Source organism: Halomonas sp. 3A7M, assembly GCF_014897875.1.
GTDB lineage: Bacteria > Pseudomonadota > Gammaproteobacteria > Pseudomonadales > Halomonadaceae > Vreelandella.
Window position 1 is genome coordinate 1 of record NZ_JABUZD010000107.1, and the last position, 25964, is coordinate 25964.

Below are 25964 nucleotides of genomic sequence, written 5' to 3' on the forward strand. Positions count from 1 at the left end.
CGTCATTCCCGAGTGGGGTTATCGGGAATCCACCTTGACCTTGGTCTGCAGCAGCCCGAAACCTCAGTTCAACATGGATTCCCGCTAAGGGCCTGCGGGAATGGCGAGGGCAACGCGGAGGGCTGGGTGGCGTCATCGCCAGGTACTTATTAACAAACACCTAGTTTCAGTTGAAGCTGGGGTTTTTTTGTTAGTCGCTGATAATGTTTTAAGCGCATCAAGCAGATAAATTATCGCTACTAATCTCACTACTTAGAAAGCATTTGAAAGAAAGTGCTATGATGCGGCGATTAACGGGGGCATTTTATTCTGAATAGATGTTCACCTATGACATGAAATTACTTTCGAGGTGAAAGGGTGAGTGAAACAGTACCCACATCGTGGCTTGTCTATTGCCGCCCAGGGTTTGAAAGCGACGCACTGGCTGAAATGCAACACCACGCCAAACAGCACGAGGTAAGTTGCGAACCTGCGAAAGGCGAAGGTTGGGTGAGTTTAACGCGCTTAGATAAAGAGCCGATTAATGATTTGCATCGTAAAGCGGCGTTTAAGCAACTTATTTTTGCTCGCCAAAGTCTGGCTGCACTGCCTGCGCTCACGCTGTCCCGAGATGATAGGCTTACAGCTATTCTCGATCAGGTAAAGTCGAGTCGTTGGAGTTTTGAAGAAATTTGGCACGAAACGCCAGATACCAATGATGGCAAAGCATTGGCAGGCTTAATTAAAGCGCTGACTAAGCCATTGCAGAGTATGCTAAAAAAACGGGGCGCCTTGCGCGGTAAAGCCGGTGCACGTCGTTTACATATTTTCTGGACGGATGGTGATCGTGTTCAGTTGGGTATGAGCTTTCCTGACAATCGAAGTGAGCTGATTAATGGTATACGCCGCCTACGTTTCCCATCCCGTGCGCCAAGCCGATCAACGCTGAAGTTAGAAGAGGCATGGCATGAGTTTATTCCCCGAGAAGAGTGGGACACACGGCTTGCGGATCATATGCAGGCAGCGGATTTAGGGGCCGCCCCAGGTGGTTGGACTTGGCAGTTAGTCCAGCGTGGCATGTATGTTTATGCCATTGATAATGGGCCAATGGACAAGCAGCTAATGGCTACGGGACAGATAGATCATCTTAAAGAAGATGGATTTACTTGGGAACCGCCGCAACGAATGGATTGGCTAGTTTGTGATATCGTCGATAAGCCTGTGCGCGTGTTAGCAATGGTGGAAAGATGGTTAACTCGGAAATGGTGTCGAGAGGCAATTTTTAATTTAAAACTGCCCATGAAGAAACGCTGGGACGAGGTTAATCGCTGTATTAGCACTTTGGAAGATGCGTTGGAAACGGCGGGAGTGCGCGCGACGATTACATGTCGCCACCTCTACCATGATCGGGAAGAAGTGACGGTTCATGTAAGGCTCGCTCACTAATTTGAAGGTCGGCGGAGTCGGGTAAGAGGGCTAATAGCCTGGCTCGTATACGCGGATAGTTTCGTCTTCTGTTAATAGAGGTAGGATGCTCTGCATGGCCACTGTACGTGCTTCACTTGAATGCCACTCTTTCCAAGCGCGAAGATCGCGCCATTTGGTAATCATCAGGCGGCGATCTGTATGGCCAAGTTCGACGAGCGTTTCTCCACCGACAAATCCTCGTACGCCAAGTGAAACGCGCATTGCTTCGCGGGCAGCCAGTTCATATTCTTCTTCCAGGCCAGGCATAATACGCCGTTCAATGATTACTTTGATCATGCTGTCTGTTTCCTAAACGAGATTGTAGATGACTGATAATACGTATGACCCAAGTGCCTTTGATGCATCGTTAGACACAACGGGTTTATATTGCCCTGAACCTATCATGTTAATGCATAACAAGGTGCGTGATATGACACCAGGGCAGGTGTTGAAGGTAATAGCAACAGACCCCGCAACGACTCGCGATGTGCCAAAATTTTGTCAATTTTTGGGACACCAGCTACTGCAGCAAGAGGAGTCTGATGACCACTACGTGTATTTTATTCGCCTAGCGTAAAGCTTCTGCAGCTATGCGAGGCTAGCCATTAATATTGGCTTTAGGCTCTGGCTTTGATTGGGTAGCCTCGCAAGTGCTTAGTTAAGATCACCCCTCTTTATTTGGAACAACCATCATCGCCAAAGCTTCCAGTGTCGCAGGGTCTTCATCCATTATGCGGTTAGCGATATGGCGTTGAAAAAAGTAAACCGTGCGATGGCGAGAGTGGGCATCGTAAAGGCACTTATCGCCCAGTAAGATGGGGGACATCGTGGCTTGCTGTTCATCGGCAAGAACTGCTTCAACGCTTCCATCGCTATAGAGGCGCCATCCATAGACTTGCTTCATATTCCAGGGTGCATCGGGATGATTCATGCATAAAGCATGAGTGCCAAGGGTGTCTGGAAGCTGTTGAATCAGCGTAACCTCTCCTGACGCTTCATACTCGAAGTAACTGGCTGAGGCCATTAGCTCGTCGTATTTATGATCAGGAGGAAGGGCGAAAATTTCTTCAGTTTCTGGATCGCGGTAGCCAATAAACTGGCCATTTTCATGGCTGTCGAGTTCATGACAAGCAGCGAGCTTTTCCATCCATGGCACAAGGCCAATGATGTTACCGTTCTCTTGCAGCCCCCAGGCCAAAATAGGTAGGCCGTAATACGTGTCGGGACTCGCAGCGAGCTGGTAGACCATCTCTAACCCATCTAGCTCAGGGGCTAGGCGGATCAAACATTTTTGCGCCTGCTGACGCTGACGCACGGTTTCCAGGTCGATGACCTGGGCAGAGCGGGGTGACAGGGATGCGCCCATAATGTCCCTCCTTGTGCTGCGTGGTCACGACATCGGTAAACAGCGTATGCTGCCTACCACTTAGTTCACCAATAGCACAGGTTGCCCAGAAGGTTAAGGGGGTTTGTGATTTTTAATTATCGGAGCAGCTAGTAAATTGATCTCGCAGCGCTTGGTGTTGTGCTTTTACTTGTTGGAGCTGCTGCCAGGGAGCCTGCGGGTTATTCAATGATAACCAGGTGTTCTGATAGTTTTTAACCGCTTCAGGTGGCGTTATTTGGTGCGCATTAATTAGTCGGTTAATTGCTGTAAGCCACTTGAGGGAAATCTGCTCAACTTGATTAAATCCTGCTGGAAGGTCATCTTGCAGGCATTCGCTAGTGGTTAAGCGCGTTGACTCAAGTGCTATGTTTGCCTCCGTTAAGCGTTGGTGGGCGAGTAACAGTGTGCGTAAAATTTCTGCTGTTAATGGCCTCTCTTGCAGCGCTTTAAGGTGGTTTTCAAGTGCTGAAGAGTCCTGTTGCCATGCTTGGCTAAATTGGTGCGTCACCATTCGCTCAAGGTAATCAACGGCAACCAGTTGATTGTCAATATTAGGTAGTTCAGCGCTGTTTAGGGGGGCACTTGCTCGAGAAAAGCTTTTTTCCCACTCTTCAGAATCAAAAATGGCATTCCAGCTGACCGCTGGTAGCTGTTCTGTCTTAAGCTCAGTTAGTTCAGCCAACCGCGCCTTATTGTCATCACTTAGGCCGTCAGGAACATCACTGTTCCAGCAGGCACTTAGGCGTTGCCATAGTGCGCGTTCGTAAAGCCAGTGCTGGCTAGGGGGAGCAACGCGCCCCAATTGATTGTTCCGCGCTGCAATGAGTGATGTTATCTGACACTCACGTAACGCATAGATATTGAGCATACCCTCTCGGGTTTCAGGAATAGTGAATAGTCGTTCTCGACGCTCGGGAAACTTACCAATATTAGGTGGAGGGTGACGCTCAATATCGGCAATTGAAAGATCGCTAGTGAGCTGTTGGTGATACTCTACCCAAGGTTGTTCAGCACCATTGTTTCCGCAGCTCACTAGTAGCAAGCTGGCACTGGCAGTCAGCCATAATATAGGTTGTGGGTAGAGCGCCATTGCTTACTCCTGTTGGCTAATCCACTTTAACCGCCAAGCAAGTAATAGTGCGGCTGTGCTGAGCCCCGCAATCAGGCCCATCCAGTAACCATGGACCCCCAGTGGGCCAGACATACCGCCTAGACCGTGAGTTCCCAGCCAGTGGCCACCGCCTAAACCGACAATCCAGTAAGAAAGTACGGTAATGACCATCACGATTCGGGTGTCTTTATAACCTCGTAATGCACCTGCTAAGTTGACTTGAAGTGAATCGGATAGCTGGAAAATGACTGCCAGGGATATGATGGTGAGCGCCAAAGCCTGGATGTCGGTATTGGAGGTGTACAACGCAATCACCGGCACCGCTGTAAACCAAAGTAATGTACTGTTGATGACGGCCACAATGACACTGATCACGATACCGTTCCAAGCGACAGTGCGCGCCATAGCAGAACGTTGTTGGCCCAATGTATTACCAACACGTACGGTAAGTGCCATGCTCAATGACATCGGCAGCATAAACAGAATAGACGTGAAGCTTAGGGCAATTTGGTGAGCCCCGACTGTGACCTCTCCGAAACTGGCAATAAACAAGGCTATCAGGGTAAATAACGTCACTTCCACGAAAATAGCCACACCGATGGGCATACCCACTACGACAAGCTCGCGGATGCCGGACAGTGTTGGTGGGGTTAGCGTTTGCCAAATTGAGACGCTTTGATAGGCGTGTCCTTTACGGGTATAGAGGGCCATTGCAACGGCCATTGTCCACATCGAGAGTGCTGTAGCGATGCCGCAGCCGAATGCGCCTAGTGCCGGTAGCTGTTGCAGAGCGCTGGGTAGTCCATCACCCAATAGATTAACTAAGCCATCACCGCCATAGATAAGTAAATAGTTACTGGGAATATTAACGGTTAGCCCCACCAAACTAATCCATAACGCGGGCCGGGTGTGATTCATGCCATCTGAAAAGGCTCTAAGCGCCTGAAACAAGGCGATTCCGGGCATGCCGAAGGCAACCGCGGAAAGGTAGGCAGCAGACTCTCTTGCAACCGCTGGAGGCACCCCCATAAGTTCGAAGATAGGTGTCACGACTGTCCACAGCAATACAGCGGCAGTGAGCCCGAGTACTAATGCGACCCACAATGCCTGGTGAACCGCAGGGCGAATATCACTGTTTCGCTTGCCACCCAAAAGGTGCGCCACGATAGGCGTAAGGCCCATTAATGTACCGGTCATAAATAGCATCAGTGGCATCCACAGGCTTGAGCCAACCGAAACGGCAGCTAAGTCGGTGGCGTTATGCCTGCCGGTCATGATGACGTCGACCACGCTCATCCCCGCCTGTGCGAGTTGAGCACCACAGATGGGTAGTGCTAACGCTACCAACGTGCGTGTTTCTGGCCAATAGATGGATTTTATATTGCTAGTAAAGCCGCCCACGGTATGTTTCCTGTTTAGCAAAGTGACCCAACAAAAGCCGATAGAGTAGCAGGAGTTACTAGGATCTCGGTAGCTGTCTAATGATTTGCCATCTCTTTATCATCTGGACAAGGCGCGGGTATACTTTACGAAATGAACGACGACGTAGGTATATAGTGACTCAAGAGCAGGAGCGTTGGACGCTTCACGACATAACGGCGCTGTTTGATGGCGTGTTTTTAGCACGCTATCAGACGCGATTAATCAAAGGTGGCGATGAACCCCTATATCGCCCAGCTACATCTGAAACACCTTATCATCAGGTGATTTTTGCGCGCGGCTTTTTTGCTAGTGCGCTGCACGAGATCAGCCACTGGTGCATCGCAGGAGAGAAGCGTCGGCAACTGGAAGATTACGGATACTGGTACTTGCCTGATGGGCGCGACGCCCAGCAGCAGCACGCCTTCGAACAAGCGGAGATTGCCCCGCAGGCGCTGGAAAAGCTGTTTACCCACGCCTGCGGACGCACATTCCACGTTAGTGTCGATAATCTAGGTGGGGACGTTGAGGTCGATCGAGATGCGTTTGCCAACAAAGTAGAGGCCAGAGCAGCACGTTATTTAGCAGAGGGGCTGCCATTGCGTGCCAACGCTTTCTTTATCGCATTGACACGCTATTATCAGCATCAAGATACCTTGGTGCAGGCCATTAAACAGGGGCAGCGAGAACTTGACGTGGCGCTGGTCGCGTCGGCTTAGTCTTTCTCGGTAAGCTGTTTGTGCAGCGTTAGCATTACTTCAATTTCGTGCTCGGGCCGCATCGGTTCGAGCCCCATGTCGTTAAAAATTTCGCTGCGTAAGCGGTGCCAATCTCTCGCGCTAATCGCTTCATAAAGCACCTGTGCCGGCGCTAATTCAACAAAAGGATCCAAGCCATAGGTGTCAAAGAGTCGAGCCAGCGCTGCTTCATCCTCGCCGTTATCGCTGGTATACAGCGTAGCCGAGAAGTGATCGGTCTCTAGTTCACGTATGACATCCAAAGGGCTGACGCCGAGGCTTTCTAGCTCTTCAATGCTATAAGACCCCATCACGTTCGTGTCTTCACTGATCCAGCTATCGTCAGGCTGAATGAGTGTTTGCTTAATGCGACCATCAGGTAGAGACCAGGCAATAGCCAGCGGCAAGCCGTCATCTTCGCCCGTCTCAATGGCAATAAATCCTGGGTAATCAGCCACGCTTCGCTCCTTTTAAGCTTCCGCATCAAGGCGGAAAAAATGCTGGGCAGTGCGGGTTGTTGCGTTCCCCAGCTCGGTTTCAGTCACGTCATGCCACTGGGCAATCTCTCTTACAATCCATGGTAGCAAGGCTGGCTCGTGACGGCGTCCTTTTAGTTTGGCTGGAAGATTGCGAGGCAGCAGGTAAGGACAGTCAGTCTCTACCATTAACCTTTCTAACGGAATATCTTTCACTATTGAGCGAAGGTGATGACCTCTGCGCTCATCACAAATCCAGCCGGTTAAGCCAATATGAAGATCTAAGTCGAGATAGCCGTGCAGCGTATCTCTGTCAGCGGTGAAGCAGTGAATAACAGCTTGGCTGATATCATCTCGCCAGCTATACAGCATTTCACGCATTCGTTGCCCCGCGTCGCGTTCGTGCAAAAATAGCGGTAAGCCACTTTCAGCAGCGAGCGCCAACTGAGCTTCGAACGCTCGCTCTTGCTCGTGAGGCGTTGAAAAATTGCGATTAAAGTCCAGTCCACACTCGCCCACGGCAACCACTTCAGGTTTTTGATGAAGCGCTTTCAACTGGCGCGCCACATCACTATTCCACCCGCTAGCATCGTGTGGGTGAACCCCGGCAGTGGCATATATGCCTGGGGTCTGTTTAGCCAGCTCTACGGCTTGCTCAGCGTGTTCAATATCAGTACCCGTCACTATTAAGGTAGCTACATTGGCCGCTTTCGCCCGCGCAATGACATCAGCTAAATCACGCTGAAAGCTCTCGTGAGTCAGGTTAGCGCCGATATCCACCAAAGGGGCGCCAGAGCGAAACTGCAGCGCCTCGGGTAAAAAACTATCCACAGTACTTGCCACAGCACTTGTCGCCAAGCGTCACACTCCCAGTGTCAGTTAAAGATTCGATAGCAGCCAGCTCCCGTTAATTATTTAGCCAGCTGTAAAACGCCATTGTAACGCTGGAGAGTAACAACGACTAATGGTCTATCCCGGGTAGGTGTCTCAATCGAATGGCACGAATTGCAAAAAAACTGGCTCGATAGGTAAAAAGTAAAGCGGTTTTTACTTTTAACATGAGGATGAAGCATGAAATAAATCGGGCTTAAGGCTCTTTTAATAACAACAATAGACAGGTGAAAAGCATGCATCTATCACGTCATTGCGCTATTTCTGCGCTATCGGCTGCGGTCATTACGGCTAGCTATGCCCCCAGCGTGGCCGCCAATGAAGGTATTTCAGATAATGAAATCCGCATTGGTTATCTAGCTGATATGTCAGGCGTTTATCGCGATCCCATAGGCCCATTAGGGCAAGACGCTATTGAGATGGCGATTGAGGATATTGGCGGCAGCGTACACGGTGCCCAAGTTGTCGTCTTTAGCGCTGATGATCGCAATAGCCCTGACGTTGGCTCAAGCGTGGTGCGTGAATGGATTGATGAACGCAATGTCGACATGGTCACTGGCCTAGTGGCTTCATCGGTTACATTAGCAGCAGTAGGCTTGTTGGAAGAGGCAGATAAACTTGGCTTAGTGAACGGCGCTGTTTCTTCCAGTGTCACTAACGAGCACTGCTCTCCTAACCATATTCACTGGGTTTACGACACCTGGGCTATGTCCAATGGCACGGCCAAGGCAATTACTCAGGAAGGCTATAAAAACTGGTATTTACTCAGTGCCGACTACTCGTTTGGCCATGCACTTGAAGCGGATGTAGAGCGAGTGGTCACCGAAAACGGTGGAACGATAGTCGGTAGCGCGCGCCATCCCTTCCCGAACAGTGACTTTTCCTCTTTCATGCTGCAAGCCCAGGCATCGGGTGCTGATGTGATTGCGCTCAATAATGCTGGTGGGGACACCATCAATGCCGTTCAAACGGCAGGCGAATTTGGCATTACTCAAGCCGGGCAGATTCTAGCAGGCATGGTGCTGTTCAGTACTGATATACGCAGTATTGGGTTGGAGAGCGCTCAAGGGCTGCAGTTCACTAAAGCATGGTATTACGACTTAACTGATGAAACACGCGCTTGGGCAGAGCGTTTCCGTGAGCGCACCGGCAGCATGCCGACTATGGTGCACGCAGGGCTCTATTCCAGCACCCGCCACTATTTAGAAGCCATTGAAGCGGCCGGAACAGACGACACGCAAACCGTTCGTCAGCAGATGGCCGATACCCCCATTAACGATATTTTTGCAACGAACGGCTACATTCGTGAGGACGGCCGTATGGTGCATGACATGTATCTCGTTGAAGTGAAAACACCGGAAGAGTCAGCTGATGAGGATGACCTCTTCAGAGTTGTGCGCACTATTCCCGCCGAGGAAGCATTCCGGCCACTTTCTGAAAGCGTTTGCCCACTCGTCAACAATTCGTAAAACGCTGAAGCCCTAACAACACATAACAATAAGGACTTGGCATGCAACAGACACCCTTAATTCACCGTAATACGATTGGCGCTGCGCTAAACCGCAGCGCTCGCAAATATTCTCACCAGCTTGCGTTAACGTTTGGTGAACGAACCTGGAGCTATCAATCGCTTAACAATGCCGCTAACAGCGTAGCTAGTGGCTTGTTAGCGGCCGGTCTTTCTCCTGGGGATCGGTTGGCGGTATACGGTAAAAACTCAGATGCCTATGTCATTGCCTGGCTTGCTGCCACTAAAGCGGGCTTAGTACATGTGCCTATTAACTTTGCGCTAAGTAGTGATGAGCTGCGCTATATCCTTGAGCAGTCCGGGGCGAAAGGAGTACTAAGCGATAGTTCGCTAGCTGACAAAGTGCAGCAGGCAACCCAAGGGTTAGCATTAACGGTCAATGGAACACTGCATGCTGATCAACAAGATAGCCAGTTAGGTCGTTTTGATGTCTTGGCTTATGTGCATTCCTCGCCATCAACAAGGGAGCCAGCGGTCGCAGTAGAGGGAAGCAGCCTGGCACAGCTGCTCTATACCTCTGGCACAACCGCAGCGCCTAAAGCGGCAATGATGACCCACCAAGCGCTGATGGCGGAATATATGGCCTGCATGGTGGAGTTGGATATCAAGGGAAGTGACGCCATGTTGGCCGCTCTTCCGCTTTACCACTCCGCACAAATGCACGTTTTTTTGATGCCGGCTTTACTACTGGGCGCCCCCATTCATTTGCTTGAAGCACCGCTTCCGGATAGCTGTCTGGCGACGATTACCGAACAAAAAATCGTATCGTTCTTTGCGCCGCCCACTGTGTGGATCAGCTTACTGCGCCACCCAGACTTTGATCAGTTCGATTTAACCACACTCAAGAAAGCTTACTACGGCGCCTCGATCATGCCGGTGCCTGTGCTGGAAGAGATGCAGCAGCGTTTCTCCGGCGTTGGTTTATATAACTGCTATGGGCAGAGTGAAATTGCCCCCTTGGCAACGGTGTTACGTCCAGAAGAGCACACTGAGCGTCCTGCGTCGGCGGGGCGGCCGATACTTACAGTGGAAACGCGCATTGTGGATTTGGAAATGAACGACGTTGCCCCCGGTGAGCATGGCGAGATTGTCCATCGTTCGCCGCAGTTAATGACGGGCTACTGGGATAAGCCGGAGATGACCGCTGAGTCTTTCCAAGGTGGTTGGTTTCACTCTGGTGATGTGGGCTACTTCGATGAAGCAGGCTACTTATATGTCGTGGACCGGATTAAAGACGTTATCAATACGGGGGGCGTGCTGGTTGCCAGCCGTGAGGTGGAAGAGGCGCTGTTTAAGCACTCGGCTGTTTCGGAAGTAGCGGTGGTGGGGCTACCTGACGAAAAGTGGATTGAAGCGATTACCGCCGTCGTTGTGGTGAAAGAGGGGCAAGTGGTTAGCGAGGATGAACTCATCCTCCATACAAAAAGCTTGATTGCACCCTACAAAGTTCCTAAGCGTGTGGTGTTTGCAGAGGCTCTGCCAAAAAGCACCGCAGGTAAAATTCTTAAACGTCACCTGCGCCAAGACCTAAAGGAGTGAGCATGGACGAGCAAACACAAGCGCTGTTTCATGACATGATCAGCCGCTGCTTAGCGCAGGAAGTAGCGCCTTTCTATGACCAGTGGGAAGCGGATGGTGAAATACCACGCTCTTTATGGCTAGCGCTGGGTGCTGCTGGTCTATTGGGGATTGATCTTGATGAGACCTATGGCGGCTCAGGTGCCGATATTGCTATCACCCAACTAGTACTGGAGGAGATGTCTCGACAAGGATTTGGTGGGCTAGCCAGCGCTTACAACATTCACGCTAATATCGTGATGCCTTACCTGCAAAATTTAGCCACTGATGAACAGCGCGAAACCTGGCTTCCCCGCATGGCAAGCGGGGAGTGGTTGGGGGCGATTGCTATGAGCGAGCCGCATGCTGGCAGCGATCTGGCGGCGATGAAAACCCGCGCGACCAAAACAGCCGATGGGTGGACGCTTAACGGCAGCAAACTATTTATTACCAATGGCCAAGTGGCCGATCTCGTTATTGTCTGTGCAAAAACAGACCCCAGTGCAGGTGCAAAAGGGGTCTCGCTGTTTTTGGTCGACACGTCACTTGCCGGTTTTTCCCGTGGCAAGCCGATTAAGAAAATTGGCCAGCACGCCAGCGATACGGCAGAACTAGCATTTGACCAACTGCAACTGCCTAACAGTGCCTTATTAGGGGAAGAGGGCGCTGGGTTTCGCTACCTAATGCAAGAGCTGCCCCGGGAGCGCTTAGGCGTAGGCGCGCAAGCGCTTGGCGCGGTAGAGGGCGCGTTGGCATTAACGCTAGATTACGTTACCCAGCGTCACGCATTTGGTCAGCGCGTGGCCGACTTTCAAAATACCCGCTTTACGCTGGCTGAGATCAAGGCACAGCTGGATGTCGCGCGTGCCTACTTTGATCAGTGCGTTAATAAGTACCGCCACGGCACGATGACAAGTACCGAAGCCGCGATACTCAAATTACAGCTTAGCGAGCTGCAGTGTCGTGCTGTTGATCGGTGCCTTCAGCTGTTTGGTGGTTATGGTTACACCCATGAATATCCCATTTCACGCTTCTATTTAGACGCACGTGTGCAAACTATTTACGCCGGTAGTTCTGAGATTATGAAAGAAGTGGTCGCACGCTCGCTGTTGGGCAAAGTGGCTTAAGCGCTTTTCTTAAGTCCTTTTCAGCTGTGCGTCATTACTAAGGAGAGATTATGCAACTGGATAGCGTTGTTATTGTAAGCGGTGCTCGTACCGCTATTGGCGGGTTTGGTGGGTCGCTCTCATCTCTTGCGCCCCATGAGTTAGGTACTATCACTGCTCAGGAAGCATTGCGCCGTGCGGGCATTGCTGGCGCTGATATCGACCACTCTGTGTATGGCCATATTATTACCACTAGCCCAGAAGATGCCTATCTTGCCCGTCATATCGCGTTGAGTGCGGGAGTGCCGAAAGAAGCCGGTGCCTTTAATGTTAACCGGTTATGTGGTTCCGGCGTGCAGGCAGTGATATCCGCTGCGCAGCAAATCGCTCTGGGCGACAGCCGCTTAGCATTGGCAGGTGGGGCTGAGTCGATGTCGCGGGGTGCTTATCTACTGCCGCCCCAAGCACGCAATGGCATACGCCTAGGCGATGCCAATATCCAGGATCTGACCCTCGGTATTCTTAGTGACCCATTTGGCAGCGGACATATGGGCATGACCGCTGAAAATATCGCCAAGCAGTATGGCTTAAGTCGCGAGCAGCTAGATCAGTTTGCGGTGGATAGCCATCGTAAGGCGGCAAAAGCCATTGCAGAAGGGTATTTTGACACGCAAATCGTGCCTGTTGAGGTGACAAAAGGCAAACAGACGGTTTCCTTTGCCCGTGATGAGCATGTGCGGGAAGGCGTTGAGTTAAGCGATTTAGCACGGCTTAAACCGGCCTTTAAAAAAGAGGGAGTGGTTACGGCAGGCAATGCCTCTGGGATCAACGATGGCGCAGCGACCTTGGTGCTGGCGCATGCTGATGAAGCACAGCAGCGCAATTTAACGGTTAGAGCGCGACTGCGCGTGGCAACCACCGCCGGTGTGGAGCCTTCGGTAATGGGGTTAGGGCCAATCCCTGCGGTGAAACGCTGCCTTCAACAGGCAGGGCTGACGATCAATGACATTGATGTGATTGAGTCCAATGAAGCGTTCGCGGCGCAAGCAATGGCGGTTGCCGATACGCTGGGTTTCCCATTAGAAAAACTAAACCCGAATGGTGGTGCAGTGGCGCTTGGTCATCCAGTAGGCGCGACCGGTGCCATCTTGATCCTAAAAGCCTTACACGAATTGGAGCGACGTCAGGGCCGCTATGGTTTGATCACGCTGTGTATCGGCGGTGGGCAGGGCATTGCGCTGTTAATAGAGCGCGAATAACAAACGGTTTTCCAATAACAATCGACAGGTGTGTTTTATGTCTACGGTAACGCCAAAAATACTTCCTTCTACGCCGTCTGCGACTAGCTTGCCGCTGTTAATTAGCGACTTGCTGGAGTCTGGTGTTCGAATGGCGGGGAATAACCAGATTGTTTATCGAGACCAGAGTCGTCATGACTACCAGCGTTTTCGTGAGCGGGTACACCAGCTTGCCCATACGCTAACAGCACAGGGCGTTCAGGCGGGTGATGTGGTGGCGGTGCTGGACTGGGACAGCCATCGCTATTTAGAGTGCTTTTTTGCCATTCCCATGATTGGTGCCGTGCTACACACCGTCAATGTACGTTTGGCGCCTGAGCAAATTCACTACACGATGGAGCACGCTGAAGACGTCTTTGTGCTGGTACATGAGGATTTCGTACCGCTACTGGAGCCGCTGGCTGATCAACTACCTAATATACGCGGTTACCTACTTTGCCAAGAAGCGGCGAGTCAAGAAACACAAAGCACCGTCAGCACGTCGCTGCCATTAGTGGGTGAGTTTGAGGCGTTGTTAAGTGAGCAGCCAACTCATTACGAGTTCCCTATTTTTGATGAAAATGCAGTGGCTACGCTGTTCTACACCACGGGCACCACCGGCAATCCGAAAGGGGTGTTTTTTACCCATCGCCAACTGGTACTGCACACACTAGGCGAAGCCAGTACCTTCCAAGCACCGGGTTTTGAGCTGCTCAACCGTGACAAGGTCTACATGCCCATCACGCCGATGTTCCATGTGCATGCCTGGGGCGTGCCTTACACCGCCACGTTGATGGGAGCGACCCAGGTCTACCCTGGCCGCTATGAGCCGGAAATGTTGGTCAAACTGCTGGTGAACGAAAAGGTCGATTTCTCCCACTGTGTGCCAACGCTGTTAAATATGGTGGTGAGCGCTGACGCTATCGCATCGAAAAAAATTGATTTAACTGGTTGGAAGGTGCTTGTGGGCGGCAGTGCGCTAACCCAAGCCCTGGCTAGCCGTGCTTGGTCACTCGGCATTGATACACGTAGTGCTTACGGCATGTCAGAAACCTGTCCGCTGCTAACCGCTGATATTTTGCCTCAGGATGTTGCCGAAGCTGATTTTGAAACGCAGCTTCCCTGGCGGTGTAAGGCTGGTTTACCCGTGCCCCTAGTGAAATTGCAGGTGGTTGATGCCAATGGAGAACCGTTACCCCATGATGGCGTCAGTGTCGGTGAAGTGCGTGCCCAGGCACCCTGGTTAACCCAGGCGTACTACAAAGAAGAGAAACGCAGTGAAGAGCTTTGGCGGGATGGATGGCTGCATACCGGTGATGTTGGCTCGATTGATGAGCATGGTTTCTTGGCCATTAGCGACCGTATTAAAGATATCATCAAAACCGGTGGAGAGTGGCTCTCTTCACTTGAGTTGGAAAGCTATATCAGCCAATGCCCAGGTGTGGCGGAAGTGGCGGTCATTGGCGTTACGGATGATAAATGGGGTGAGCGTCCAGCAGCGCTCGTTGTTCCCAGCGATGTCAATAACCCGCCCACGGCAGAAGAGGTACAGGCGTTTATGGAGCAGTTCGTCGAACAGGGCAGCATCAACCGCTGGGGCATTCCATCGTTGATTCGCTTCGTAGATGAAATTCCTAAAACCAGTGTCGGTAAGCTGGATAAAAAGCGCATTCGCACTGAGATATAAACGCTAGCGTTTTATGCCCGCCGTTTGCGCCTTGCGGTAAGCGGCGGGTGAATTCCCCGTCCACTGTTTAAACGCTCGGCTAAGACAAGCCAAGTCTTCAAATCCTAGTTTTTCTGCAATGGCTGTCAGTGGCTGTGTGCTGCGAGTGAGTGCTTGAATAGCATAGTCGCGACGGTATTCGTCTTTAACCGCTTGGAAATGGGTACCTTCAAGTTTCAAGTGTCTTGAGAGTGTGCGCACAGACATATGTAACGCGTCTGCCACATGCTGAACCGTGCATGAGGTGGGTAAGTGGCGGCTAAGATGTTCGCGAACGCGGTGCGTAATCAAACGATCTTCAAAAGAGACGTAGAACCAGTCAGCCGGTGCGCGTTGTAGAAATGCGCCAAGATGCTGTTTGGTTTGACGTATGGGGTGGTTCAGAAACACCTTATCAAAGTAAACAGCTGTTTGCGGTTGATCAAATTTTAGCTTGCCGGGATAGAAGTAGAGATAGTCAGCACTGTGAGCGGGTTGGGCGTAGCCGCACTCCATCAAGATAGGTGGAATTTTGCGTGCGATCATCCAGGAGGCGATACCGTGAAACAGTTTCAACATCAATTCATGAATCAATATGCGACTGCCATGAAGCGGTGCGCGTTCTTCAAGCGCCATCCGAGCAAAGTCGCCTTCAATGGTAAAGTCGTAGCCGAAATCATCTAATAGAATTCGAAAAAACTGCGTATAGCGGTGAAGCGCAACATGCAGCGTAGGCGCATCTAGCAAGCTCAAGCACAGCAGCTTTAGCGTTCCACAGCGTAGCGGCCTGGAGAAAAAGCATGGCGTCTCATCATCTAGCTCAAGGGCGAGGAGACGGTAAAGCTCGGCAAACTGTTCAACAGTGACTCGGCCGTTCGGTGCGCTGAGTAGAAAGGGGGAAATTCCAGCAAGCTCTAGGTAGCGGACAGGGGAATGCTCAGTGGCGGGTAAGCCACACAGTAGTTCGTTCACAAAGTGCATTGAGACAGTAACGGTCACGATGTCAGCCCTAAACGAGTAGCTTGGCGCTACCTTGTTATTATCACGTGATGGTGGGACGTTAGCACGATGTGTCGTTTGGCTCTATAAGGGCTCTCCTTAACGCGAGCGCATGCGTTACACTGTGCGCCTCATGATGAAGGAGGACACTGCGTGACCTTGTTACGACTCGAACAGCTGCAACTCGCTTACGGCACCCAAGTACTGCTTAACCGCGCCGACCTAACGGTTGAAAAAGGCGAGCGGCTGGCGCTGGTCGGGCGCAACGGCACCGGTAAATCAACGCTATTAAAACTAGTCGCGGGCGATATTCATGCCGATGATGGTTCCATTTGGCGTGCGCCGGGCTTGAAGATTGGCGTATTGTCCCAGGAGCTGCCTGAATCCTCAGGCATGACGATTTTTGACATGGTTGCTCAGGGGCTGCCGGAAGCGGGAGAATTGCTTTCTGAATACCAGCACCTGATCAATGATCCAGACCCCGACATGAACCGTATGGCCAAGCTGCAAACCCGCATCGAGGCCATCGACGGCTGGTCTTTCCATCAGAGCATTGACGTTGTACTCACCCGTTTAGGGTTACCCCCTGAAGCTGAAATGAGCGCGCTTTCCGGTGGCTGGCGCCGCCGTGTTGCGTTGGCGCGTGCCTTGGTTTCTGAGCCGGACTTGCTGCTTCTTGACGAGCCTACCAACCATCTCGATCTAGATACGATTGCTTGGTTGGAAGAGCAACTGCTGGCCTTCAACGGCGCGGTATTACTGATTACCCACGACCGTGCTTTTTTATCTAAGCTGGCCACCACGATCCTTGAGCTAGACCGAGGTAAGCTTGGCCGTTATCCCGGTAACTATGCCGAGTATCAAGAGCGTAAGCAGCACGAGCTAGAAGTAGAAGCGCGGGAAAATGCGCTTTTCGATAAAAAACTGGCCCAAGAAGAAGTCTGGATTCGTCAAGGCGTCAAAGCGCGGCGTACACGCAACGAAGGACGTGTGCGGGAGCTTGAGCAGATGCGTTTAGAGCGTAGCCAGCGACGTGAGCGTCAGGGAACTGCCAACCTCAATGTCGACAGCGGCGAGCGTACTGGCAAGCGGGTAGTCGAGCTGAAAGGCGTAACACAGCGCTTTGGCAATGATGTCATTCTACGTGATGTGAATCTTGAAGTGATGCGTGGCGACCGCATTGGTTTCCTTGGTCGCAACGGTGCAGGTAAAACAACGCTGCTGAAAATCTTGCTAGGCGAGCTTGCGCCAACAGAAGGTAGTGTTCAGTTGGGGACCAATTTAAAGGTCGCCTATTTCGATCAATTGCGTGCCGGTCTAGAGCTGGAAAAAACCGTCTACGACAACGTCGCCCAAGGCAGCGATCGGGTAACCGTTGGTGGAAAAGATCGCCACGTAATGAGCTACCTTCAGGATTTTCTATTCACACCTGATCGTGTTCGACAGCCGGTGAAAGCCCTTTCCGGCGGCGAATCCAACCGTCTGTTGTTAGCCAAGTTGTTTACTCAACCTGCCAACGTATTGGTGTTGGATGAGCCTACCAACGACCTGGATATGGAAACCCTGGAGCTGCTTGAAGAGCTGCTGCTGGACTTTGATGGCACGCTGCTCCTGGTCTCTCACGACCGGACATTTATGGATAACGTCGTGACCAGCATGCTGGCTTTTGAAGGCGAGGGGGTTGTGCGTGAATATGTGGGTGGCTACACGGATTGGATTCGCCAAGGAGGTAAACTGCCGCCTGCTCCGTGGGAAGGCGCTGCCCGCCAGAACACTGAACCGACCAGCGTTGCGGTTGAAAAAACGCCAGAGAAACCGGTTGCTGAGCCTGTTAAAAAAACCGTTAAGCTCTCTTACAAAGTGCAGCGGGAGTTAGATGCGCTACCTGCGGAGATTGAGCGCCTTGAGAATGAAGTAGAGGCGTTAGAGCAAGAGATTGGCGACCCCGCTTTCTATCAGCAAGAAGCCAGTGCCGTCACAGCAAAATTGCAAGCGTTAGAGAACGTACAGCAAACGCTTGAAACGGCAATGGAGCGTTGGATGGAGCTTGAGGCGATGGCCAGCGGTGACTGACACCCGCATCAATGAGTAAAGGCACCCAATGGGTGCCTTTCTACATTGGTTACTCGTCGCTCTCTTCACCTTTTTTGCCGACCCGAACGGCCAGAACGTCGCACTGCGCGCCGTGAAGTACGCCGGTAGACGTGGAGCCTAGCAGCAGGGCAAAGCCATGGCGCCCATGCGAGCCAACAACGATCAGGTCGACGTTGTGCTCTTCTGCAAAACGATGAATTTCCGTGTCTGGCATGCCGACAACGACATGTTGATCAGCGGGCTCGACGTGAGGGGCGGCAATTTCAGTCAGCCGTTTCTTCGCGTGATCATCCAGCTGGTCTTGAATGCTGGTGAGATCCATCGGGATGTCACCACCGTAAGCGAAGCCCAATGGCTCAAGGGTATGCATGATCGAAATCTTGGCGTCGTCATTGCGAGCAGCAATCGCGACTGCACGCTCTAAGATTTTATGGGAGTCTTTAGTTAAATCAACGGCTACTAAAATGTGGTGATAGCTCATGGCTTATCTCCTTCGTGATAATTAACAAAGAGAACGCTTTGTTAGATGACCTTTACTTTAGGCTTCAAGTGCCATCTTAACAACGATCTATGTCATGCTTTTTTAAGTTAACCCGATAGTATGACTAATTTTAACATCCATGCTGATGGCCAGTATTTGCAACGAGGAGAAGTGGTTAGATGGAGTGGCTTATTATTATTTTTATATCGCTGTTTGTTATCGCACCGGTAATGTGGCTTAAGCCCAGCCCGCGGCAGAAGCGCCATATGGCGCTGCGTTTGAATGCCGCCAAGAAGCACGGGGTAGTGATCAAGATGGAGAAGCCCCCGTTGCATAATTTTCGAGGCACGATGCCCGCTTATCGGTGGTATTTTTCCCATCACGCGCCAGGGCCTGATTTTGTGTTAGTGCGTGAATCGAACGCAAGTGAAGCGCTGGAGCTTTATCATGCTGGGTGGCGTTGGCGCATTGCACCATTACGGCCATTGCCAGAAATGGCAAGCGCTACTTTGAAAGCCCTGCTAGAGCGCCTTCCACAAGATGCTTTGGTGGTCGAGTCAAACGCGACGGCGTTAACACTATGGTGGTGGGAGTCACAAACTGCAGAGCGTTTTGCTATCTATGGAGAAGATTTTCAGACGCTAAGAAAGGCGCTTAGCGGATTGTCAGACCGCCCTGCTGCAAAGCCGCTAAATGGGGCTGGCGAAACAGCAGGGCACTGATGGACGTCTTATGCCGAGGGACCGTCTTGGTCTCTTAACTGAATCGCCATACCATTGGACTCTATTAGCGCTAGCCACTTGTCTAACTGATCTAGATCACTCTCACTTAGGCCCGCCAGCATCTCTTTGCGTGCCTCCTGGACGACGCTGTCGATTTGTTCAAGTAGCGGCATTGCCGTTGGCGTCAGATAGAGTCGTTTGCTTCGGCGATCATTATCGCAGGCCCGTCGCTCAACCAGTCCTTGCTCCTCAAGTTGTCCAAGGGTTCTAACTAATGAGGGCGCTTCTACGCCAATCACCCTTGCTAAATCACACTGTGGGTTGCCTTCACCTAACTTCCATAAATGGTAAAGCGTCACCCAGCGTGTTTGTGTTAACCCCAAGGGTGCCAGTCTTCGATCAAGAATAGAGCGCCACAAGTGGGGCAGACGTGCAATGCGAAAACCAATTGTTGAAGCCATAGTAAACAGCTACCGAAAAATGTAAGTAGGCGAATTGTCATAAGCTGCGCCGCTGAATGCAAGGCGTTATGTTATTCGTCCGTTGACAGATCGTTTTCAGAATTGTTGTTTCCGGGTATAAAGCGCCGCAAATTTAGCGCACTCAAGCCGCTAGGTTGGATTTTGCTATCCGCTATCGTGGCTTTTTCCAAATCTTCCGAAACAGTAAACCGGATCAGCCCCAGCCGTTGTCCGCTGGCGGTCATAATGTCGATACGCCACTCTCCCGACGGTGCTTCTGGGAAATTTTGCTTATGGCTCCAGGCACGATAGCCCTGCTCCCGTCCACCGTTGATAGCAAGTTCTACTTCATCTAACAATTCGCCGTTGTGGTGCCATGCATGATGAATTGTCTCGCTTAATCCACGCGGTGCCCGAATGGCGGTGTAAACGTAAAGGCCGGTTGAGCGAATTGCGTCTGGCGTAAGCGCCATGGCTCCCTGCGGCTCGCGGCTCTGAATATCTAGCGCTGGAGAAAGTGCACTGTTTGTCATCCATAAGCTGGCAGGAGGTACCCATATTTTGCCGAGCCAGGCCGCATAGGCCAGCACGATAGTGAGCACAAAGAACCCGCACCAGCGCGTTAACGAGCGTTTTTTAAGTAAGTGCCAAAAACTGGGCAGCGCAACCAATATGGTGATCACTAGCGCAAGGATCAAGCTTTGGCCAGTCGTCAGCTGCAGCATGATAGGCAGAATAACCAGTACCACTAAAAAGACACATTGGGCATGAAAGATAAAATAGAGGCTTCGCCAGCGCCCAGCGAGTTTGTAATAGAGCGGATCTATAATCGACAGTATTGCCATTGCGATCACTAACAGCGCAAATAGTGTCTGCCCGCTGTTCCACACGGTTGTAACCAGGATAAATGGCAACGTAAAGAAAAGTGTTTCCTGGTGAATCATTTGGGCGATAAAGGTAGTAACACCGCGGGGCAAGGTGGGATGGCCGCGTTTAGCAAGCCAGCGCCCGATGAGGCTCTCAGAAAGCAATAGCAGCCAGGCAAAAAGAAGTCCCAGCGCTAATACCGCTCCTAGCCACTGTTGGCGGTCCACCAGAAAAAAACTACCTAGCCCGGCGCCAAACGCGATAGGTGGCCACAGCCAGCTCCAGGGTTTTAAGCGTTCGACGGTACGTTCAACCCGTGCTTGTAGTGCCGTAATACGGGCGGGAGTAAAGAAACTACCCATGGCGTTGTTGGCTCATAAATGAAAACAGCATGATCGTTGGATTCGTCGGCAAAGTCGATGCGTTGCCTATCCTGTCTATAAAAAGCGCAAAAAATGTGGGCCTGCTGTAAGTTGATTTGTGTAAGTGCACTTGAGAGATAAGCGCATTAGCCAAAAGTCAGGGCTTGACGTTCCTCATTATCTCAACCAAGCTTACGCAATCAAACGACCGTATGAAATGCGTGGCAGGTCCGATTAATGGTGCCAGCCCGAACTTGTGGAGAGAGCGCGGATGATCTATCAAGGCAATGCCATCACGGTGGAGCGTCGTGACACCCAAGGTGGCAATGACATCGCTAAGCTCACTTTCGATCTGAAAGATGAGTCCGTTAATAAGCTATCCAGTGCTGTTGTGGCAGAGTTGGGCGAAGCAGTAAAAGCGCTTCAAGCTGAAAGCGGCCTACAGGGGTTGATGATTAGCAGCGGCAAAGATGCGTTTATTGTCGGCGCTGACATCACCGAATTTCACAGCCTTTTTGACAAAGGCGAAGAGTATCTCGTTGAGATGAACCTTAAGGTTCACGACATCTTTAATGCGATTGAAGACCTGCCTTTTCCAACCGTGACGGCCATTAATGGCTTGGCACTGGGTGGCGGCTGCGAAGTACTGTTGACGACTGATTTCCGAGTAATGAGCGAGAAAGCCAAAATTGGCTTGCCTGAAACCAAGCTAGGCATTCTGCCAGGTTGGGGGGGATGTGTACGTTTACCCCGCTTGATTGGTGCGGATAACGCCATTGAGTGGATTGCTGGCGGCACTGAAAATCGTGCTAACGCAGCACTTAAAGTCGGCGCAGTCGATGCTGTCGTTACTCACGAGCTGCTTGAAGAAGCCGCGTTGGACATTCTAGACCGTGCCAATGCCGGCGAGTTAGATTACCAGGCGCGCCGTGAAGAGAAGAAAGCACCGCTTAATCTCAATGCCATTGAGCAAATGATGGCATTTGAAACCGCCAAAGGGTTTGTCGCTGGCAAGGCTGGCCCTCACTATCCCGCGCCGGTAGCGTCGATTAAGGTGATTCAGAAAGGCGCTGGCGAGACGCGTGCCCGCGCCCAGGCGATTGAAGCAAAAGCATTTGCCAAGCTAGCACTCAGCAGTGTTGCCTTTAACTTGGTTGGCTTGTTCCTTAACGACCAAGTCGTGAAGAAAAAAGGGAGCAAATACGAGAAGCAGTCGCAGCCCGTTAAGCAGACAGCTGTGCTGGGCGCTGGCATTATGGGTGGTGGTATCGCCTATCAGAGCGCCAGCAAAGGCACGCCCATCATAATGAAAGATATTAACGATGAGGCGATTGAGCTGGGTCTGAAAGAGGCGCGTAAGCTATTTGCTAAGCAGGTAGAGCGTAAAAAGCTGACGACTGAGCAGATGGCTGAAAAGCTAACCAACATTCGCCCCACGCTTTCCTACGGTGATTTCGGCAATGTTGATCTAGTAGTTGAAGCTGTCGTTGAAAATCCCAAGGTCAAAGGCGCCGTGCTGACCGAAGTGGAAGGCATGGTGAGCGAAAACACCATCCTTACTTCTAACACCTCGACGATCTCTATCAATCGCTTAGCCAAAAACCTTAAGCGTCCAGAAAACTTCTGCGGCATGCACTTTTTTAACCCTGTGCATCGTATGCCGCTGGTGGAAGTGATTCGTGGCGAGAAGACGTCAGATGCAGCGGTGGCCGCCACAGTTGCCTACGCTCGTGCAATGGGCAAAACCCCGATTGTTGTGAATGACTGCCCCGGCTTTTTGGTCAACCGCGTACTGTTCCCCTATTTCGGTGGCTTTAGCTTCCTGGTAGAGCAGGGCGCTGATTTCCAACGCGTTGACAAAGTGATGGAAAAATTTGGCTGGCCCATGGGTCCTGCTTACCTGTTGGACGTAGTGGGTCTAGATACAGCGGTACACGCTAACGAAGTGATGGCGGAAGGCTTCCCGGATCGCATGGCGCGTGACGGCAAAACCGCGATTCAGGTGATGTACGACAATAAGCGTCTGGGCCAGAAGAACGATAAAGGCTTCTATGCCTATGAAGAAGATAAGAAAGGCAAACCTAAGAAAGTTACCGACGAGCAAGCCTACGCGCTGGTGAAAGACGTCGTGAAAGAGCAGAAAGAGTTTTCTGATGAAGACATTATCGCTCGCATGATGGTACCGCTGTGTCTGGAAACTGTTCGTTGCCTTGAAGATGGCATCGTGGAAACTCCCGCTGAAGCCGATATGGCATTAATCTACGGCATCGGCTTCCCTCCCTTCCGCGGTGGCGCACTGCGCTACATTGACGCGATGGGTGTTGCCGAATTCGTGAAGCTAGCCGAAAACCTTGCGGAAGAGTTAGGCCCGCTTTACGCGCCCACTGAGAAGCTGCGTCAGATGGCTCAAAATAACGAGCAATTTTATGCTGGCTCTCAGGCCTAACCACCACGCAAAGGAGATATAAGATGAGTTTGAACCCAAGAGATATCGTGGTGGTTGACGGTGTACGTACCGCCATGGCGAAAGCTAAAAATGGTGCATTCCGCAATGTGCGCGCTGAGAACCTGTCAGCAGCCGTCATGCAGGCGCTGTTTGATCGTAACGCGAATTTAGACCCGTCCGAAGTGGACGATGTTATCTGGGGCTGTGTTAACCAGACGCTCGAGCAGTCCATGAATATTGCGCGTAATGCGGCAATCATGACCGGTATTCCGCGCTCGGTGCCTGCGCAAACGGTTAACCGTCTGTGTGGCTCCTCGATGACGGCACTGCATATTGCGGCGGCCAACATTAAAGCAGGCATGGGCGACTTTTACGTGATTGGTGGGGTAGAGCACATGGAGCACGTGCCCATGGCTCACGGTGTTGATGTTAACCCCGCTGCCAGTAAATACGCCGCAAAAGCCGCCATGATGATGGGGCTGACCGCTGAACTGCTGGGCAAAATGCACGGTATTTCTCGTGAAGACCAGGATAAGTTTGGCGTGCGTTCCCATCAGCGTGCCCAGGCCGCGATGGAAAAAGGCTACTTCGATAACGAAATCATTGGTGTTGAAGGCCACGATCAGCGCGGTTTTAAAATTCTGTTCAAGAACGATGAAGTGATTCGTCCTGAGGCCAGTATCGAGTCAATGGCCAGCCTCAAGCCGGTATTTGATCCTCGCAACGGTACCGTTACTGCGGGCACGTCATCTGCATTGTCGGTAGGGGCTTCGGCAATGGCTGTTATGAGCTACGAGCGCGCTCAGGCGCTGGGGCTTGAGCCGATTGCAAAAGTGCTTTCAACAGGTGTTGCAGGCTGTGATGCCTCTATCATGGGTTACGGCCCAGTGCCTGCGTCTAAAAAAGCGCTGAAAGCCGCTGGCTTGTCGGCAGCCGATATTCAAACGGTTGAGCTTAACGAAGCGTTCGCTGCACAAGGTCTGCCCGTTTTGAAAGATCTAGGCTTCCTAGATGCCATGGATGAAAAAGTAAACCTCAACGGTGGTGCCATTGCGCTAGGCCACCCGCTAGGCTGTTCGGGCTCGCGTATCTGTACGACGCTGCTTAACGTTATGCAGCAGCGCGATACTACCCTCGGCCTTGCCACTATGTGTATCGGCATGGGGCAAGGGGTTGCGACGGTGTTTGAACGACTCAAATAAACACAGCGTTTACCCACAAAACGGCACCCATGCGGTGCCGTTTTTGCGTTCAGAGCGGCATTAAAATAAACCGTTATCCAGTCCCGCTGCCATGTAAAGGCCTAGCTCTTCTACTTGGTCGGCAAAAGTGTCCTGCCATTGACCACGTAACGTTAGTGGTTCCTGAACCCAGCGCCAACGTAGTCCTGTCACAATGCTTTCTACTGCACGCCGGGTGCCGGTGCCGTCGTGTCCAGCGCGAATATAGAGCGCGCATGGAAGCCCTTGTTTCTCTTCCAATATGCTGTAGTAGCTGCGATCAAAAAAATCCTTAAGTGCACCGCTCATGTAGCCCAGGTTTTCTGTCGTGCCCAGCAAGATGCCATCGCAGGCGCGAATATCATCAGGACCAGCCTCGAAAGGCGTTTTTACTATGCAGGCAACCTGCTCAACAACGTCTTGGCTTGCGCCTCGCTGGGCGGCATCACGCAGAGTGCGTGTATTAACTGATGGAGCATGGGCAACGATTAATAGCTGTTTCATTGTAGTGCCCCTGTTAACTGGAAATTTGCGTAGTAAGCGCAAAGTGTCACACTGCTAAGTACGACTACGATGAGAGCCTATATGCCTGATAATGCCTCTATCAATGTTTTCTACGATGCTGTTTGCCCTGTTTGTCGGAAGGATCGACGTCTTTTTGAGCGTTGGGCTGGCAAGCATGGCAACGGGATTAACTGGTGTGATGTGACTGAGCATCAGCAACGATTGCGTGAAAAAGGGGTAACACCAGAAACTGCTTTACGCTCGCTGCATATCGAAAAAGCTGATGGCACGCTTATCGAAGGTATTAATGCCTACCGTTTGCTGATGATGCGTATTCCTCTGCTTGTGCCAATCGCATGGCTTATTGGCCTGCCAGGGATCAAAAAAGCATTACGCTGGTATTATGATCGCTGGGTGAGAAAGCGCCTAAAGCGGGAAGGGCGTTGGTCTGAATAAGTATGGATATTGATATAGGGAATTTATCATGAAGCAGCGTCTTCAATGGTTAGCGCCAGCATTCGCAATGTTTACTATGTTAGCGGGATGCGCTGGTCAGTCAACTTCCTCTCAAGCACCTGATGCTGCCGTTGCTCAGAAGGTTTCACCTGGCGTGGCTCAGGTATCTTCAGGAGCGGCGCAGCCAGGTTACGTAACTAACCGCCAAGTAACCGACTGGGTGCCGCCGCTATTAACCAGCCCTGAAGAGAAGGCGGCCTACTATGTTAGCCGATTGGCAGACAGGCGGTTTGTCTCGCAGTACGGCGGACAAGACAATCCCCGAACTTGGTATATTGCGGCAGAGCGGTTAGGAGAAATCGGCCTGCCCGCTGTGCCTTTGCTGTTTACGCGACTCAATACAACCGATGACTATGAGTTGATGTTAGCCCTGTATGCGCTTCAGCTTGCCACCCAGGATCCGCTATTGATGGCAAGAACTCGAGGTGACTATATACAGTTACCCACCGTGTTAGATGCGACGGCAAATGCTGAAAATGTGCGCATCGCACGTCACTGGTGGCAGCAGCATTCGGCACAGCTAGGTGGGTAATAACGCTGTATTGATAGCACAAGTTAACGTGCCCAACTGGAGTATTGTGCTCAAGCCGTGTAGGCTCCATCGCTTTCTAAGTTCTGTGTCTGACTAAGTTCTGTGTCTGACTAAGTTCTG

25 protein-coding genes are annotated in these 25964 nt (G+C 51.5%); 14 read left to right on the forward strand and 11 right to left on the reverse strand.

What is annotated here, in order from left to right; all coding sequences use genetic code 11:
• Nucleotides 1–357: 357 nt before the first annotated feature.
• Nucleotides 358–1425, forward strand: coding sequence for a 23S rRNA (cytidine(2498)-2'-O)-methyltransferase RlmM (gene rlmM / locus INT19_RS09120; RefSeq protein ID WP_193060520.1), 1068 nt, complete (start codon nucleotides 358–360; stop codon nucleotides 1423–1425).
• A 30-nt stretch (nucleotides 1426–1455) separates the two neighbouring features.
• Here the strand turns inward: rlmM and INT19_RS09125 are convergent, their stop codons facing one another.
• Nucleotides 1456–1743, reverse strand: a complete 288-nt coding sequence (locus tag INT19_RS09125; RefSeq protein WP_125746901.1) for an antibiotic biosynthesis monooxygenase family protein — start codon at nucleotides 1741–1743, stop codon at nucleotides 1456–1458.
• 28 nt (nucleotides 1744–1771) lie between these two features.
• On the opposite strand from INT19_RS09125, the gene tusA reads away from it, so the two are divergent.
• A complete protein-coding gene (gene tusA / locus INT19_RS09130; RefSeq protein WP_089037637.1) occupies nucleotides 1772–2023 on the forward strand; it encodes a sulfurtransferase TusA in 252 nt (83 codons plus the stop codon).
• Nucleotides 2024–2110: 87 nt separating this feature from the next.
• Here the strand turns inward: tusA and INT19_RS09135 are convergent, their stop codons facing one another.
• From INT19_RS09135 to INT19_RS09145, 3 genes are all read right to left on the reverse strand, one after another.
• On the reverse strand, nucleotides 2111–2812 hold the full coding sequence (locus INT19_RS09135; RefSeq protein ID WP_089037638.1) for a hypothetical protein: 702 nt from the start codon (nucleotides 2810–2812) through the stop codon (nucleotides 2111–2113).
• 112 nt (nucleotides 2813–2924) lie between these two features.
• Nucleotides 2925–3923: a DUF3080 family protein gene (locus INT19_RS09140; RefSeq protein WP_193060521.1), complete on the reverse strand. Its 999-nt coding sequence runs from the start codon at nucleotides 3921–3923 to the stop codon at nucleotides 2925–2927.
• A gap of 3 nt (nucleotides 3924–3926) precedes the next feature.
• Nucleotides 3927–5345, reverse strand: coding sequence for an MATE family efflux transporter (locus INT19_RS09145; RefSeq protein ID WP_089037640.1), 1419 nt, complete (start codon nucleotides 5343–5345; stop codon nucleotides 3927–3929).
• A 155-nt stretch (nucleotides 5346–5500) separates the two neighbouring features.
• Here INT19_RS09145 and INT19_RS09150 point away from each other — a divergent pair, with 155 nt between their 5' ends.
• Complete coding sequence (locus tag INT19_RS09150; RefSeq protein WP_089037641.1) at nucleotides 5501–6082, forward strand: elongation factor P hydroxylase; 582 nt, start codon at nucleotides 5501–5503, stop codon at nucleotides 6080–6082.
• On the opposite strand, the gene INT19_RS09155 is transcribed toward INT19_RS09150, so the two are convergent.
• Nucleotides 6079–6558, reverse strand: a complete 480-nt coding sequence (locus tag INT19_RS09155) for a hypothetical protein (protein WP_038483013.1) — start codon at nucleotides 6556–6558, stop codon at nucleotides 6079–6081. The genes INT19_RS09150 and INT19_RS09155 overlap by 4 nt on opposite strands.
• A gap of 12 nt (nucleotides 6559–6570) precedes the next feature.
• A complete protein-coding gene (locus tag INT19_RS09160; RefSeq protein ID WP_193060522.1) occupies nucleotides 6571–7434 on the reverse strand; it encodes a TatD family hydrolase in 864 nt (287 codons plus the stop codon).
• A 269-nt stretch (nucleotides 7435–7703) separates the two neighbouring features.
• Here INT19_RS09160 and INT19_RS09165 point away from each other — a divergent pair, with 269 nt between their 5' ends.
• From INT19_RS09165 to INT19_RS09185, 5 genes are read left to right on the forward strand one after another with little or no spacing between them, the layout of a single operon-like run.
• Nucleotides 7704–8936: an ABC transporter substrate-binding protein gene (locus tag INT19_RS09165; RefSeq protein ID WP_193060523.1), complete on the forward strand. Its 1233-nt coding sequence runs from the start codon at nucleotides 7704–7706 to the stop codon at nucleotides 8934–8936.
• A gap of 41 nt (nucleotides 8937–8977) precedes the next feature.
• A complete protein-coding gene (locus tag INT19_RS09170) occupies nucleotides 8978–10534 on the forward strand; it encodes a fatty acyl-CoA synthetase (protein ID WP_193060524.1) in 1557 nt (518 codons plus the stop codon).
• 2 nt (nucleotides 10535–10536) lie between these two features.
• Complete coding sequence (locus INT19_RS09175) at nucleotides 10537–11679, forward strand: acyl-CoA dehydrogenase family protein (protein ID WP_125746921.1); 1143 nt, start codon at nucleotides 10537–10539, stop codon at nucleotides 11677–11679.
• A gap of 50 nt (nucleotides 11680–11729) precedes the next feature.
• Nucleotides 11730–12917 carry a beta-ketothiolase BktB gene (bktB, locus tag INT19_RS09180; RefSeq protein ID WP_193060525.1) on the forward strand — a complete coding sequence of 396 codons (1188 nt, stop codon included), beginning with the start codon at nucleotides 11730–11732 and terminating at the stop codon, nucleotides 12915–12917.
• 37 nt (nucleotides 12918–12954) lie between these two features.
• The gene (locus tag INT19_RS09185) at nucleotides 12955–14622 is read left to right on the forward strand and encodes a fatty acid--CoA ligase (protein WP_193060526.1); all 1668 of its coding nucleotides are present in this window, start codon (nucleotides 12955–12957) and stop codon (nucleotides 14620–14622) included.
• Nucleotides 14623–14625: 3 nt separating this feature from the next.
• Here the strand turns inward: INT19_RS09185 and INT19_RS09190 are convergent, their stop codons facing one another.
• Nucleotides 14626–15639, reverse strand: a complete 1014-nt coding sequence (locus INT19_RS09190) for an AraC family transcriptional regulator (protein ID WP_172420436.1) — start codon at nucleotides 15637–15639, stop codon at nucleotides 14626–14628.
• Between the two features lie 153 nt (nucleotides 15640–15792).
• Between INT19_RS09190 and INT19_RS09195 the strand changes: the two genes are divergently transcribed.
• Entirely contained in the window at nucleotides 15793–17712 is a 1920-nt protein-coding gene (locus INT19_RS09195; protein ID WP_193060527.1) for an ATP-binding cassette domain-containing protein, read from the forward strand.
• 49 nt (nucleotides 17713–17761) lie between these two features.
• On the opposite strand, the gene INT19_RS09200 is transcribed toward INT19_RS09195, so the two are convergent.
• Nucleotides 17762–18214, reverse strand: a complete 453-nt coding sequence (locus tag INT19_RS09200; RefSeq protein WP_038483043.1) for a universal stress protein — start codon at nucleotides 18212–18214, stop codon at nucleotides 17762–17764.
• Nucleotides 18215–18393: 179 nt separating this feature from the next.
• Between INT19_RS09200 and INT19_RS09205 the strand changes: the two genes are divergently transcribed.
• Nucleotides 18394–18936, forward strand: a complete 543-nt coding sequence (locus INT19_RS09205) for a preprotein translocase subunit YajC (protein ID WP_193060528.1) — start codon at nucleotides 18394–18396, stop codon at nucleotides 18934–18936.
• Nucleotides 18937–18944: 8 nt separating this feature from the next.
• Here the strand turns inward: INT19_RS09205 and slyA are convergent, their stop codons facing one another.
• Nucleotides 18945–19397, reverse strand: a complete 453-nt coding sequence (slyA, locus tag INT19_RS09210; RefSeq protein WP_193060529.1) for a transcriptional regulator SlyA — start codon at nucleotides 19395–19397, stop codon at nucleotides 18945–18947.
• Nucleotides 19398–19468: 71 nt separating this feature from the next.
• Complete coding sequence (locus INT19_RS09215; RefSeq protein WP_089037652.1) at nucleotides 19469–20626, reverse strand: DUF5924 family protein; 1158 nt, start codon at nucleotides 20624–20626, stop codon at nucleotides 19469–19471.
• Nucleotides 20627–20897: 271 nt separating this feature from the next.
• Between INT19_RS09215 and fadB the strand changes: the two genes are divergently transcribed.
• Both fadB and fadA read left to right on the forward strand, forming a co-directional pair.
• The gene (fadB, locus tag INT19_RS09220; protein WP_193060530.1) at nucleotides 20898–23072 is read left to right on the forward strand and encodes a fatty acid oxidation complex subunit alpha FadB; all 2175 of its coding nucleotides are present in this window, start codon (nucleotides 20898–20900) and stop codon (nucleotides 23070–23072) included.
• A 23-nt stretch (nucleotides 23073–23095) separates the two neighbouring features.
• A complete protein-coding gene (fadA, locus tag INT19_RS09225) occupies nucleotides 23096–24274 on the forward strand; it encodes an acetyl-CoA C-acyltransferase FadA (RefSeq protein WP_038483059.1) in 1179 nt (392 codons plus the stop codon).
• Between the two features lie 60 nt (nucleotides 24275–24334).
• On the opposite strand, the gene INT19_RS09230 is transcribed toward fadA, so the two are convergent.
• The gene (locus INT19_RS09230; RefSeq protein ID WP_193060531.1) at nucleotides 24335–24796 is read right to left on the reverse strand and encodes a flavodoxin family protein; all 462 of its coding nucleotides are present in this window, start codon (nucleotides 24794–24796) and stop codon (nucleotides 24335–24337) included.
• Between the two features lie 81 nt (nucleotides 24797–24877).
• Between INT19_RS09230 and INT19_RS09235 the strand changes: the two genes are divergently transcribed.
• Entirely contained in the window at nucleotides 24878–25252 is a 375-nt protein-coding gene (locus tag INT19_RS09235; protein ID WP_193060532.1) for a thiol-disulfide oxidoreductase DCC family protein, read from the forward strand.
• Nucleotides 25253–25280: 28 nt separating this feature from the next.
• Nucleotides 25281–25844, forward strand: a complete 564-nt coding sequence (locus INT19_RS09240; RefSeq protein WP_193060533.1) for a hypothetical protein — start codon at nucleotides 25281–25283, stop codon at nucleotides 25842–25844.
• Nucleotides 25845–25964 lie beyond the last annotated feature (120 nt).